This window comes from Streptomyces sp. SM10, assembly GCF_002910915.1.
Classification (GTDB): domain Bacteria; phylum Actinomycetota; class Actinomycetes; order Streptomycetales; family Streptomycetaceae; genus Streptomyces.
In genome coordinates, this window is record NZ_NEUF01000039.1 from 31208 (window position 1) to 44356 (window position 13149).

Sequence of the window (13149 nt, forward strand, 5' to 3'; positions counted from 1 at the left end):
GAAGACTTCCGCGGGGCGGCCGCCTCGCGGGAACTGACACCGGTACCTGATACGGCCGGTGCAGCACACAAGGAGAAAAACCATGCCTCAGCCCGCCAAGGGTGCCCGTCTGGGCGGCAGCGCTGCGCACGAGAAGCTTCTTCTCATCAACCTCGCGAAGTCGCTGTTCGAGCACGGCCGCATCACCACGACCGAGGCCAAGGCCCGCCGCCTGCGTCCGGTCGCCGAGCGTTTCATCACCAAGGCGAAGAAGGGCGACATCCACAACCGTCGCCTGGTGCTGCAGTCGATCACGGACAAGGGCATCGTGCACACGCTCTTCACCGAGATCGCCCCGCGGTACGAGAACCGCCCCGGTGGTTACACCCGCATCACCAAGATCGGCAACCGTCGTGGCGACAACGCCCCGATGGCCGTCATCGAGCTGGTCGAGGCCCTGACCGTGGCGCAGGCCGCCACCGGTGAGGCCGAGGCCGCCACGAAGCGCGCCGTCAAGGAAGACGCCCTCAAGAAGGACGAGGCTCCGGCCGAGACCGTCGAGGACGCCAAGCCGGCCGACGCCGCTGAGGAGTCCAAGGACGCCTGAGCGTTCTGAGACCCAGGTACGGGCCCGCATCTCCCTTCGGGGCGGTGCGGGCCCGTTCGGTTTTGAGAGGATCTTCGGGTGAGTGACGAGGCAGAGCCCGGATTCGTACGGGTACGGCTGGACCTTTCCTACGACGGCAAGGACTTCTCCGGCTGGGCGAAGCAGACCAGCAGGCGCACCGTGCAGGGCGAGATCGAGGACGCGCTGCGCACCGTGACGCGGTCACCGGTGACGTACGACCTGACCGTGGCCGGGCGCACCGACGCCGGGGTGCACGCGCGCGGGCAGGTGGCGCACGTGGACCTGCCGGCCGAGGTGTGGGCCGAGCACCGGGAGAAGCTGTTGCGGCGGATGGCCGGGCGGCTGCCGCTGGACGTGCGGATCTGGCGGGCGGGCGAGGCTCCGGCGGGCTTCAACGCACGCTTCTCCGCGCTGTGGCGGCGTTACGCGTACCGGGTGGGGGACAGGCCGGGCGGTGTGGACCCGCTGCTGCGTGGCCATGTGCTCTGGCACGACCGGCCGCTCGACCTGGACGCGATGAACGAGGCCGCGGCCCTGATGGTGGGGGAGCACGACTTCGCGGCGTACTGCAAGAAGCGGGAGGGTGCGACGACCATCCGTACGCTGCAGAAGCTCCACTGGGTGCGGGAGACGGAGTCCGGGGTGCTGACGGCGACCGTGCAGGCGGACGCGTTCTGCCACAACATGGTGCGGGCGCTGATCGGCGCGGCCCTGTTCGTGGGGGACGGGCGCCGGCCGGCCGGGTGGCCGGCCGAGGTGCTGGCGGCGAGGGTGCGGGACCCCGGGGTACACGTGGTGCGGCCGCACGGGCTGACGCTGGAGGAAGTGGCCTACCCGGCGGACGGGCTGCTGGCGGCCAGGGCCGTGGAGGCCCGCAACGTCAGGACGCTGCCTGGGGCGGGCTGCTGCTGAGGGCTCTGCGGCGCAGGGCCCGGACCAGTGTGCGCGCGACGTGCAGGGCCACGGCGGTGCAGACGAGGGAGCGGAACCAGCCGATGTCCGGGGTCCACCAGGCGTAGGCCGCCGCCGCGGTGAAGACCAGCAGGCCCAGGATGCGCAGGAGCCACCAGCGGGCGGGGTGGGCCTCGGACGCGGAGGGGCTCTCCGGGTGGACACCGTCCTGGGCGGTCATGGTGTCCCGCATGCCCGCGAGGAAGCCGCGCCGGGCCAGTACGCGGGCGCCCGGCAGCCCGGTGAGGACCTCCTGCTCGCCGCCGTAGCCCTCGGGCAGCGGCGGGAGGCCGAGGGCGGCGACGAGCTCGCTCTGGTGCCGGGCGGGGTCGTCGGCGGCCCGCAGGACATGGGCCAGGGGGCGCGGGTCGGCCAGCCCGTAGGCGCGGGCGAGGGAGGCGGCCGCCGTCGTCGCCTCGGCATGGTCGGTGGCGGGGGCGGCGGTCTCCCAGACGTGGTCGGCCACCTTCCTGCCCCGGTGCAGGAGCGTGAAGCTGCTGCGCTCCGGTGTGCGGTGCAGGACCAGGGTCGGCCACTCCTCGCCCGTCGTGAAGTTGCCGGCCGCCGAGGTGAGCGGGTCGTCCGGGAGGAGGGCCGCGCGCTTGCCGCGCACCGGGTCCGGCACGATCTCCACGTAGGTGTGGTTGCGGCCCGCCGGAGCCGTCCGCAGGCTGTGGCCGCAGATCAGGGCGGCCTGGGCGACCTCGGTGGGTCCGGTGGACGCGATGGCCACCGACCGGGGCGCCAGCTCGCGCTCCCAGTCGGGTGCGCCGCCGGCCGGGGGCCGGGGGGACGGGCGGAAGAAGGGGACCTTCATGGCCAGCTCGACACGGGTGTCGGAGCGGGCCTCCAGGAATTCGGCCCGGGCGTCGCCGAAGTAGGTCCAGGGAAACGTCGTGGCGTGCACCCCGATGGAGCGGAAGGCGGTGAGGGCCTCCTCGTAGCGGCTCATCGACCACAGGACCAGGGCCAGGTGGTTGCGGAAGCCCGCGGCCTCCCGGTCGCCGGGGGCGTAGCTGTCCGACAGCGCCTGCGCGCGGGTCACCGCGGCCTCGGCGCGCGGGGTGTACGGATCGGGTTCGGGCGTCTCCTCGTCGGCGATCAGGTACTCCACGACGGCCTGGAGCGGCAGCGCGTGGAGCCGTGAGCCGGGCGGCGCCTGGTCGGCCGCGCGCTCGGCGAAGGCGAACATCTCCTCGTGCGAGCCGTACCACTTGCCGCAGAGGTACTGGAGGGCCTGGACGTGACAGCCCTCGTGGTGCGGGTCGCGCTCGACCGCCTCGGCCAGATAGGTGTCGAAGACCTCGCGCGGGGCCTGGATGCCGCGGGCCTGCGTCAGGGCGATGCGCCACGGGACGGGGTCGTCGGGGTTGAGCTCCGCGGCGGCCGAGATCACCGGCACGGAGTCCCGCAGCACCGCGTGGAAGGCCTTGAACTGGTCGGCCTCGACGTGTCTGGCCCGGGCGCCCGTCCTTATCTGCCACGCCTGGTAGACGTACTGGTCGGCCTTGACCAGGACGGCGTCGGGGCCCTCCGGGTCCTCCTCCAGCCAGCTGTCCAGCCAGCCGGGGTGGTGCAGGGAGGCGCGTGCCAGGCGGGAGACGCAGGTGTCCCGGCGCTCCCACTGGGCGTGCTCGCGGGTGGCCGCGAGCAGCTCGGCGGCCGGTCCGTGGTCTCCACCGGCGGCGGCGGCCAGGGCGAGGCGCAGCGAGGTGTCCGGCGCGTCCAGGACCACGGCGTCGTCCGGGGGCAGGTCGGCGCCTATCGCGTCGCTGTGGCGCAGGACGCGCGGGATGGTGAGGAGCGTGGTCAGACGCACGGCGGCGGGTCCTCGGTCGAGGGGAGGGACGGGGCTGGTGCGTGGGGGGAGGGCCGGGCGGTCAGATGACGGGGGCCCCCGCTGCCGCCGAGGCCTGGACCTCGCCGCGGTGGCGGATCTGGCGGAAGGTGAAGTCGGTCAGGTCGTCGCCGACCGCGTAGACGTCCTTGGCCGCCGTGGTGACGTTCTTCCCGCTGGTGAAGCCGCCGACGGTGAAGTAGGCGTAGCGGCCGTAGGAGTTGGCGGTGCGGCGGCAGACGGACCCGCCGCGGCAGAAGGTGGGGACTCCCGAGCCGCTCAGCGAGGCGACGCCGCCGGATGCCTGCTGGGCCGCCTTCCTGGCCTCCGCCTCGGTGCCGAAGACGGCGAGTCCGATGGTGACCGCGACGCCGTCCTTGCTGTACGTGGCGCGGATGACCTGGTCGCAGCCGTTGGAGTCGAGGATCGTGCCGAGGGCGCCCTGGGTCGTCGTCGCGCACTGCGTCGTACGGGCGGTGGCGCCCTTGGCGTAGACGCGGTCGCCCATGGTCAGCTTCCTGCCCGGGAAGAAGGCGTCGACGGTGACCGGGCCCTTGTCCTTCTTCTCGTCGGCTATGTAGTCCTTCGGGTCCGGCGGGGGCGGCGGGGCCACCGAGGAGAAGGAGGGCCCCGGCGCGGAGGACTGCGAGGGCAGGTCGGCGGGGGCCGGCAGCTCACTGGCGTTCTTGTCCGACCCGGACGTGCCGCCGCCTGTGCCGGTCGTGATGACGGCCGTGGCCACGATCGCGGCGACGGCGGCCGTGGCCACCGCGCCACCGCCGATCATCAGCCACTTCCTGCGCCTGGCACGTGAGGCGGACGCCTCGGCCAGCGCCGCCCAGTCCGGAGTCCGGCTGTCTCCCGGCCCCCAGGAGGGCCCCCCTTGCCCAAAGCTCATGCGGCGAATCCTAGACCGACCGTAATCCGGTTGGGCGCACGGTTGTCCTGCCGTGACAATGCTGTGCATGGGACATCTTGAAGCGGGCCACCTGGAGTACTACCTACCGGACGGACGGGTGCTGCTCGGCGACGCTTCGTTCCGGGTGGCGGACGGCGCCGTCGTCGCACTCGTCGGCGCGAACGGGGCGGGTAAGACGACACTCCTCAAGCTGCTGGCCGGGGAGCTCCAGCCGCACGGCGGCTCGGTCTCGGTGAGCGGCGGTCTCGGCGTGATGGCCCAGTTCGTGGGCTCCGTACGGGACGAGCGCACCGTCCGTGACCTGCTGGTCTCCGTGGCACAGCCCCGCATCAAGGAGGCCGCGCGGGCCGTCGACGCGGCCGAGGAGCACATCCTCACCGAGGACGACGAGGCGGCGCAGATGGCGTACGCGCAGGCGCTGAGCGACTGGGCGGAGGCGCGGGGGTACGAGGCCGAGACCCTCTGGGACATCTGCACCATGGCCGCGCTCGGCGTCCCGTACGAGAAGGCGCAGTGGCGTGAGGTGCGCACGCTCAGCGGCGGCGAGCAGAAGAGGCTGGTGCTTGAGGCCCTGCTCAGGGGCCCGGACGAGGTGCTGCTGCTCGACGAGCCGGACAACTACCTGGATGTCCCGGGCAAGCGCTGGCTGGAGGAGAAGCTCAAGGAGACCCGTAAGACGGTGCTCTTCGTCTCCCACGACCGGGAGCTGCTGTCGCGGGCCGCGGAGAAGATCGTGAGCGTCGAGCCCAGCCCCGCGGGCTCGGACGTCTGGGTGCACGGCGGCGGCTTCGCCACGTACCACCAGGCACGCAAGGAGCGCTTCGCACGCTTCGAGGAGCTCCTGCGGCGCTGGGAGGAGGAGCACAAGCGGCTGAAGGCGCTGGTCCTGCGGATGCGGCAGCAGGCGGCGAACAGCCCCGACATGGCGAACCGCTACCACGCGATGCAGACCCGCTTCAAGAAGTTCGAGGAGGCGGGACCGCCTCCGGAGCCGCCCCGCGAGCAGGACATCAGGATGCGGCTGCGCGGCGGCCGTACCGGGGTGCGGGCGGTGACGTGCACCGGCCTGGAGCTGACCGGTCTGATGAAGCCGTTCGACCTGGAGATCTACTACGGGGAACGGGTCGCGGTGCTCGGCTCCAACGGGTCGGGGAAGTCCCACTTCCTGCGGCTGCTGGCTGGGGAGCCGGTGGCGCACACCGGTGAGTGGAAGCTCGGTGCGCGGGTCGTGGCGGGCCACTTCGCCCAGACGCACGCCCATCCGGAGCTGCTCGGGAAGACGCTCGTCGAGATCCTGTGGACGGAGCAGGCCAAGGACCGTGGCGGCGCGATGTCGGTGCTGCGGCGCTACGAGCTGGAGCGGCAGGGCGACCAGGCCTTCGAGAAGCTCTCCGGCGGGCAGCAGGCGCGGTTCCAGATCCTGCTCCTGGAGCTGGCCGGCACGACCGCGCTGCTGCTGGACGAGCCGACGGACAACCTGGACCTGGAGTCGGCCGAGGCCCTGCAGGACGGTCTGGAGGTCTACGACGGGACGGTCATGGCCGTCACGCACGACCGCTGGTTCGCGAAGTCCTTCGACCGGTACCTCGTCTTCGGCTCCGACGGGGTCGTGCGGGAGACCACGGAGCCCGTCTGGGACGAGCGCAGGGTCGAGCGCAAGCGGTAGGGACGGCGCGTTTTGACCCGTGCGGGGCGGGACGGGTAATGTCGACCGTTGTTATACGTACGGGTTCTGTGGTTCTCACGCGAAGAGCCCTACGTAGGTTCTCTGGAGCAGTTACCAGTGGCTCGCATACGGGCATCGTCCCCGGCATTGTGTGCCCCAGCTGCATGATCGCTTCAGGGGTGCCATGTGTCTGGACCTCATCCACTGAAGAAGCGAAGGCTACGAAGTGCGTACGTACAGCCCCAAGCCCGGCGATGTCACTCGCCAGTGGCACATCATCGACGCTGAGGACATCGTCCTCGGCCGTCTGGCCACCACGGCTGCGAACCTCCTCCGAGGCAAGCACAAGGCGATCTACGCCCCCCACATGGACATGGGCGACTTCGTCATCATCATCAACGCCGAGAAGGTTCACCTCTCCGGCAACAAGAAGACCCAGAAGATGGCGTACCGCCACTCGGGCTTCCCGGGCGGTCTCCGTTCGGTGCGTTACGACGAGCTGCTCTCCAAGAACCCGGAGAAGGCTGTCGAGAAGGCCATCAAGGGCATGATCCCGAAGAACACCCTGGGTCGCCAGATGATCTCGAAGCTGAAGGTCTACGCGGGCGACCAGCACCCGCACGCTGCGCAGCAGCCGGTCCCGTACGAGATCACCCAGGTCGCGCAGTAGTTCCGGCCTCCCCCCTAAGACGTAAAGAAAGATCTGAGGAGAATCGTGGCCGAGACCACTGCAGAGACGCCCGTCGAGGGTACCGAGGGCGAAGAGACCTTCGCCGAGGTGACCACCTTCGAGTCGGAGGTCCCCGTCGAGGGTGAGTACACCTCCGAGTCGCTCGCCGGCCGCTTCGGCGACCCGCAGCCCGCCGCCGGCCTTGGCCGTCGCAAGAACGCCATCGCCCGCGTCCGGATCATCCCGGGCACCGGCAAGTGGAAGATCAACGGTCGCACCCTTGAGGACTACTTCCCCAACAAGGTGCACCAGCAGGAAGTCAACGAGCCCTTCAAGGTGCTCGAGCTCGACGGCCGCTACGACGTCGTCGCCCGCATCTCGGGTGGCGGTGTCTCCGGTCAGGCCGGCGCCCTGCGCCTCGGCGTGGCCCGCGCGCTGAACGAGGCGGACGTGGACAACAACCGCGCCGCGCTCAAGAAGGCCGGCTTCCTCTCCCGCGACGACCGTGCGGTCGAGCGCAAGAAGGCCGGTCTCAAGAAGGCCCGTAAGGCTCCGCAGTACAGCAAGCGCTAAATCGCCTGCTCGTCTGCATTACACGTTCGCCCCGGCGGCACACCTCGTGCTGCCGGGGCGTTCGTCTATCAGCCCTTGCGGGCGTATAACGGCTTTAGACGTTTGCACTTTTATAGGGCTGGCGATCTCGGGCACGCCCTCCGTTGGGCTATACCTTGCCTCGCTTTGCCCTGTTTTGATTAGTTTGGTTTTGCGGTTTCGGAGCACCTTCGGAGGACACCAGTGGGACGACTCTTCGGCACGGACGGCGTGCGCGGTGTCGCCAACGCGGACCTGACGGCCGAGCTCGCGCTCGGACTCTCGGTCGCGGCGGCGCACGTACTGGCCGAGGCCGGCACCTTCGAGGGGCATCGGCCGACCGCGCTGGTGGGCCGGGACCCCCGTGCCTCCGGGGAGTTCCTGGAGGCCGCGGTCGTGGCGGGCCTGGCCAGCGCCGGCGTGGACGTCCTCCGTGTCGGGGTGCTGCCCACCCCCGCCGTGGCGTACCTCACCGGCGCGCTCGGTGCGGACATCGGCGTCATGCTCTCGGCCAGCCACAACGCCATGCCGGACAACGGCATCAAGTTCTTCGCCCGCGGCGGGCACAAGCTCGCCGACGAGCTGGAGGACCGCATCGAGACGGTCTACGAGCAGCACCGCACCGGCGAGCCCTGGGCCCGCCCGACCGGCGCCGGAGTGGGCCGGGTCACCGACTACGCGGAGGGCGTCGACCGCTATGTCGCCCACCTCATCGGCGTCCTGCCGAACCGGCTCGACGGTCTGAAGGTCGTGCTCGACGAGGCGCACGGTGCTGCGGCCCGTGTCTCGCCCGAGGCGTTCGCCCGTGCCGGGGCCGAGGTCATCACCATCGGCGCCGAACCGGACGGCCTGAACATCAACGACGGCTGCGGCTCCACCCACCTGGATCTCCTGCGTGCCGCCGTCGTCGAGCACGGCGCCGACCTCGGCATCGCGCACGACGGCGACGCCGACCGCTGCCTGGCCGTGGACGCGACCGGCGCGGAGGTCGACGGCGACCAGATCCTGGCGGTGCTCGCCCTCGCGATGCGCGAGGCCGGTCAACTGCGCAAGGACACCGTCGTCGGCACGGTCATGTCGAACCTCGGCTTCAAGACGGCCATGGAGCGGGAGGGCATCCGCCTCGTCCAGACCGCCGTCGGTGACCGCTACGTCCTGGAGGCGATGAAGGCCGAGGGCTTCGCCCTGGGCGGCGAGCAGTCCGGCCACGTCATCGTCCTGGACCACGCCACGACGGGTGACGGCACGCTGACCGGCCTGATGCTCGGGGCCCGGGTCGCGGCCACCGGACGCACCCTCGCCGACCTGGCGGGTGTGATGCGGCGTCTCCCGCAGGTCCTCGTCAACGTGCCGGACGTCGACAAGTCCCGGGTGGACACCTCGCCCGAGGTGGCCACGGCGGTGTCCCAGGCCGAGCGCGAGCTGGGTGACACCGGGCGCGTGCTCCTGCGGAAGTCGGGCACCGAGCCGCTCGTACGGGTGATGGTCGAGGCGGCCGATCTGGAACAGGCGCGTGCCGTGGCCGGACAGCTGGCCGACGTGGTGAAGTCCGCGCTCGGCTGACGCGCACTCAACTCCCGGAGGGACCCGGCTCCATGGCCGGGTCCCTCCGGCTCCCGGCCCGCTCCAGCTCGGCGGTGACGCGGAGGAGGTCGGCCGGGGCGGCCGCGAGGCGGACCGGCCGGCCCGCGTCGTCGAGTTCGGCGATGTGCCAGCTCCGGGGGACGGTGTCGCCGTCGCTGCCCCGGACGCGCCGTACGGCCTTGAGGGTGAGCCGGTCCGCCGGTATCCGCCGCGCGGCGAAGCGTCCCCGGCCGGGGACCACGGCGGGCGTTCCGTCCCCGAGGGCGATGTGGCTGCCGAAGCCGTTCGGGTTGTAGTCCGTGTGGTCGAGGAAGCGGGCGGTCACGAACTCCTCCCCGGCAGAGGCCCGTCCACCGGCGGGCGCGGTGTCCTGGGGTGCACGGACACGGGTGGCGTGCCAGGCCCAGGTGAACAGCCCCAGCGACACCACCGATCCGGAGACCGCCCAGGCGAGGGCCCCGGAGGAGCCGGACAGGGACGTGGGGTGCCGGTAGCAGAGCGGCAGCAGCCACAGAGCCGTACCGACGATCGCCCCGGTGAACGGCAGCGCCGACGGCAGGACCTCGTCGTCGGGGAGCCGCCGTCCACGCCGGCGCTGCAGGACCCGGGCACCGGGCCAGCCCGCGGCGAGGGCGCACCCGGCGGCGATGACGGCCACCTCCCCGCTGCCGGTGAAGTGCTCGCGCCACGCGTGGTCGTGGCCGATGACCTCCCTGACCTGGTGCCGCCAGACGGTCACCCGGACCTCGTCGCCGGGCCTGAAGCCACGGGCCCCCTCGCGGGAGACGGCGAGACGCTCCAGTGGCCGGCCGTCGGCGAAGTACAGCCAGCTGCTTCCTCGGCCCCTGGTGACCTCGGCCCGTGCGATCACCGCGTGCCCGGTACTCCGGCACTCACCGCGCCGCGAGGCGGGCGTTCCGGCCGGGCACGCGGTGGCCGACCGCCAGGCCGCCCTCTCCTCCTGGACGATCGGTACGAGCCAGGCGGCCAGGCCCGCACCCCCGAGCAGCAGCGCGCACATGAGCAGCGCCAGGACCGAGCCGCGCCCGGCGGTGCGGGACGAGAGGACGGGGACATGGCTCGACCGGGGGTCTCCGTGACGGCGGTGCAGCGCGCGGAGCGCGTCCAGTCTCGCGTCGAACTCCGCGCGGTCGGCCGAGGACCCGCTCATCGGCAGGGGCAGCCGACGTCTGTTTCCGTCGCGCAGCATCACGCAGACGCGGTGGATCTCCTGATTGCGCCCGTACTGGATGTAGACGCCCAGGTCGTCGATGTCCCTCCACGGGGTGTTCCGGCGGCGCAGCAGAGTCCGGGAGCGGATCCCGTGGGCGTCGGCGCTCACGCGGGTGGTAGCCACGTAGAGGCACCCGAGACCTACCAGGGCGGTCGAGAGACCTCCGAGCGCCCACCCGTCCACGATCGTGCCCCGGAGCACCGCCCGTACGGCTGCCAGGACCACGCCGGCCGCTCCCAGCCCGATGAGGTAGGGGAGGGCGCGGCCCGGCGCGGGACGGCAGTCGACGTCTTGGGGCTCGGTCATGCGCCGGATCGTGTCACGGGCGGGGCCGGCCGCGCGTGTGCAGGGTGCGGCAGCGCCGCGCCCCTCCACGTTGCCGGACCCGCGCCGTCGGGTGCCCGGCCACCGGCGCATCCGGAGCCGGTGACACCCCGTCAGGTCACCGCCGCGCCCCCGTCAGGCGGGAGCTGTCCTGCGCCTCCTCCACAACGCCTTCTGGAGCAGCAGCGTCAGCGTCCCGGCCAGGATGATGCCGCCCAGGTTGGCCAGCAGCTGTACGGACGACCCCCAGGTCTGGTTCAGGTCCTGGTAGCTGAAGGCGACGGCGGCGTTGGCCGCGGCGGGCACCGTGGTCACCGAGATGGCCACACCGATCAGCGCACCGGACTTCGCCGAGGTCAGCGACAGCGTCCCGGCGATCCCTGCCAGGAGGGCCACCACGAAGGACATCCAGTCCGGGTGCCAGATGAATCCGGTCTGGGGCCGCTTCGCCGTGACCATGTCCTCTTCGAAGAGGCCGAACGCGTCCATCAGCCAGGAGAATCCGGCCGTCAGGACCATCGCCACCGCGAAGCCGCCGATCAGCGCCCACAGCGACCGCACCACCAGCCTCGGCGCGCGCTGCACCAGCGCCGTCGAGATCCCGGCGAGCGGACCGAACTCCGGGCCCACCGCCATCGCGCCCACGATCAGGATCGCGTTGTCCAGCATCACTCCGCAGGCGGCCAGCATCGTGGCGACGGCGAGGAAGGTCACATAGGTGGCGCTGAAGGTCGACTCCTCGTTGGTGACCTCGCTCAGCTCTTCCCACAGCACCGCGTCCGCACCCTCGCCCGGTGCCGCCCGCTCGGCCTCGTCGGCGCGCCTGGACAGGGTGAGGTCCATGTTCTCGACGCTGATCGAACCGCAGTCGTCGATGCCCAGGTCCCGCAGGTCGCCGATGAGCTCGTCGCCCGCCTCACGCGCCACGTCGCACAGGACCACATCGCCCGCGGGGCTCCGCGCCGCTCCGGTGAGCACCGCGACATGAGCGGTCCCCACGGTCCGCTCCAGGAGCCCCACCACCTCGTCGGTGCGGTCGGAGGGCACGAAGAGGCGCAGATGCAGCACGGGTGCACCCTTTCCGGAGTCAGAGCTTGCGCAGCGACAGACGCTGGACCTTGTGGTCCGGGCCCTTGCGCAGCACCAGAGTGGCACGGCCGCGCGTCGGCGCCACGTTCTCCAGCAGGTTGGGCTTGTTGATGGTCCGCCACATGGTGCGCGCGTAGTCCAGCGCCTCCGCCTCGGAGACCTGGGTGTACTTGCGGAAGTACGAGAACGGGTTCTGGAACGCCGTCTCGCGCAGCCTGCGGAAGCGGTGGAGGTACCAGGTCTCGATGTCCTCGGCCTTCGCGTCGACGTACACGCTGAAGTCGAAGTAGTCGGCGAGCCCCACCCTGGTCCGGCCGTCCTTGCCGGGCAGCGCCGGCTGGAGCACGTTCAGCCCCTCGACGATCAGGATGTCGGGGCGGCGTACGGTCAGCCGCTCGCCCGGCACGATGTCGTAGATCAGGTGGGAGTAGACGGGGGCCGTCACCTCGTCCTTGCCGGCCTTGATGTCGGCGACGAACCGGGTCAGCGCCCTGCGGTCGTACGACTCGGGGAACCCCTTGCGCGACATCAGCCCCCGAGCCTCGAGCTCCTTCATCGGCAGCAGGAACCCGTCGGTCGTCACCAACTCCACCCGGGGGTGCTCCGGCCAGCGCGCCAGCAGCGCCTGAAGGATGCGGGCGCTGGTGGACTTGCCGACGGCGACGCTGCCGGCGACCCCTATGACGAACGGGGTACCGCGCTGCTCGCCGTGCCCGTTGCCCGCGTCGCCCAGGAAGGTGTTCAGGGCGCCGCGCAGGCCGGACGTGGCCTGGACGTAGAGGTTGAGCAGCCGGGAGAGCGGCAGATAGACGTCCCGGACCTCGTCGAGGTCGATGACGTCACCGAGCCCTCGCAGCTTCTCGACCTCCTCGGCGCTCAGCGGCAGCGGAGTCTTGTCACGCAGTGCGCTCCACTCGTCCCGGGTCAGGTCGACGTAGGGCGTCGGCGCGTGCTCGGTGCGGCGGGTGCTCCGTGCGGGCGAAGTGATCACGTACTCATTGTCGCGGGAGTTGCGGCGGAGTGGGGGGTGGGGTCGGTCACGTGGGTGCGCAGCGCCTCGCGGACCTTGCTGCGGGCGCGGTTGAGGCGGGAGCGGACGGTGCCGAGCGGTATCCCCAGCGCGTCGGCCACCTCCTGGTAGCCCAGGTCCGCCCCAGGCGACCAGCAGCAGCACGTGCCGGTCCTCGGGGCAGAGCGCGGCGAGCGTGCCGGCCAGTGGTGCCTGGACGGCGATCCGGTCGTCCGAGCGCTCGCTCCAGGACGCGGCGACGGGGTCCTCCCCGGTACGCGCCAGGGCCTTGAGGGCGCGCACCCTGCTGCGCCGGTGCCTGCCGATGAGGTTGGCGGCGATGCCGTACAGCCGGGGCCTGGCGAGGCGGTGGGAGGAGTCGTAGCGGGCGCGCGTACGGAACGCGACGAGGAACACCTCGGCGGTGATGTCGTCCGCCGCGCCCTCCCCGAGGCGGCGGGCGGCGTACCGGTGGATGTCCGCCGCGTGGCGGTCGTACAGCCCTGCGAAGAGCTCCGGATCGTCGAGGGACCCGGCGATCATCTCGGCGTCGTCCGGACCGCCCGGTGGTGGTCGTCTTCCGGGCACAGCGCCTCCAGCGGTCCGGTCGGTGAGTCCGGCACCCGCCTGTTGCCCGCAGGGGCGGGAAAGGTTCACGGACCGGCCGG

At 71.6% G+C, this 13149-nt stretch carries 11 protein-coding genes and 1 pseudogene; 6 read left to right on the forward strand and 6 right to left on the reverse strand.

All coding sequences use genetic code 11. The features are described 5' to 3' along the window. Nucleotides 1–82: 82 nt before the first annotated feature. Nucleotides 83–586 carry a 50S ribosomal protein L17 gene (rplQ, locus tag B9S57_RS03850; protein WP_031096406.1) on the forward strand — a complete coding sequence of 168 codons (504 nt, stop codon included), beginning with the start codon at nucleotides 83–85 and terminating at the stop codon, nucleotides 584–586. A 78-nt stretch (nucleotides 587–664) separates the two neighbouring features. Next, a complete protein-coding gene (gene truA, locus B9S57_RS03855; RefSeq protein WP_103514107.1) occupies nucleotides 665–1519 on the forward strand; it encodes a tRNA pseudouridine(38-40) synthase TruA in 855 nt (284 codons plus the stop codon). On the opposite strand, the gene B9S57_RS03860 is transcribed toward truA, so the two are convergent. Together B9S57_RS03860 and B9S57_RS03865 are read right to left on the reverse strand one after the other, a co-directional pair. After that, nucleotides 1488–3377: a hypothetical protein gene (locus tag B9S57_RS03860; RefSeq protein ID WP_103514108.1), complete on the reverse strand. Its 1890-nt coding sequence runs from the start codon at nucleotides 3375–3377 to the stop codon at nucleotides 1488–1490. The genes truA and B9S57_RS03860 overlap by 32 nt on opposite strands. A gap of 61 nt (nucleotides 3378–3438) precedes the next feature. Beyond that, nucleotides 3439–4293 carry a hypothetical protein gene (locus B9S57_RS03865; protein WP_103514109.1) on the reverse strand — a complete coding sequence of 285 codons (855 nt, stop codon included), beginning with the start codon at nucleotides 4291–4293 and terminating at the stop codon, nucleotides 3439–3441. Nucleotides 4294–4360: 67 nt separating this feature from the next. Here B9S57_RS03865 and B9S57_RS03870 point away from each other — a divergent pair, with 67 nt between their 5' ends. The 4 genes from B9S57_RS03870 (at nucleotide 4361) to glmM (ending at nucleotide 8804) form a co-directional block, all read left to right on the forward strand. Further along, the gene (locus tag B9S57_RS03870) at nucleotides 4361–5980 is read left to right on the forward strand and encodes an ABC-F family ATP-binding cassette domain-containing protein (RefSeq protein WP_103514155.1); all 1620 of its coding nucleotides are present in this window, start codon (nucleotides 4361–4363) and stop codon (nucleotides 5978–5980) included. A 226-nt stretch (nucleotides 5981–6206) separates the two neighbouring features. Next, nucleotides 6207–6650, forward strand: a complete 444-nt coding sequence (gene rplM, locus B9S57_RS03875; RefSeq protein ID WP_014154573.1) for a 50S ribosomal protein L13 — start codon at nucleotides 6207–6209, stop codon at nucleotides 6648–6650. Nucleotides 6651–6695: 45 nt separating this feature from the next. Continuing rightward, a complete protein-coding gene (rpsI, locus tag B9S57_RS03880; protein ID WP_103514110.1) occupies nucleotides 6696–7223 on the forward strand; it encodes a 30S ribosomal protein S9 in 528 nt (175 codons plus the stop codon). 222 nt (nucleotides 7224–7445) lie between these two features. Then, complete coding sequence (gene glmM, locus B9S57_RS03885) at nucleotides 7446–8804, forward strand: phosphoglucosamine mutase (protein WP_103514111.1); 1359 nt, start codon at nucleotides 7446–7448, stop codon at nucleotides 8802–8804. Between the two features lie 7 nt (nucleotides 8805–8811). Here glmM and B9S57_RS03890 read toward each other — a convergent pair whose 3' ends face one another. The 4 genes and pseudogenes from B9S57_RS03890 to B9S57_RS03905 all read right to left on the reverse strand — a co-directional run bounded on the left by B9S57_RS03890 (nucleotide 8812) and on the right by B9S57_RS03905 (nucleotide 13024). Then, nucleotides 8812–10365 (reverse strand): PH domain-containing protein, encoded by a 1554-nt coding sequence (locus B9S57_RS03890; RefSeq protein WP_103514112.1) that lies wholly within the window; start codon nucleotides 10363–10365, stop codon nucleotides 8812–8814. A gap of 153 nt (nucleotides 10366–10518) precedes the next feature. Then, entirely contained in the window at nucleotides 10519–11451 is a 933-nt protein-coding gene (locus B9S57_RS03895) for a DUF389 domain-containing protein (protein ID WP_103514113.1), read from the reverse strand. Between the two features lie 19 nt (nucleotides 11452–11470). Continuing rightward, nucleotides 11471–12463: a type I pantothenate kinase gene (gene coaA / locus B9S57_RS03900; RefSeq protein ID WP_103514114.1), complete on the reverse strand. Its 993-nt coding sequence runs from the start codon at nucleotides 12461–12463 to the stop codon at nucleotides 11471–11473. Then, nucleotides 12460–13024 (reverse strand): annotated as a pseudogene (locus B9S57_RS03905) (RNA polymerase sigma factor). Before B9S57_RS03905 ends, coaA begins: the two are co-directional and overlap by 4 nt. Nucleotides 13025–13149: the final 125 nt, after the last annotated feature.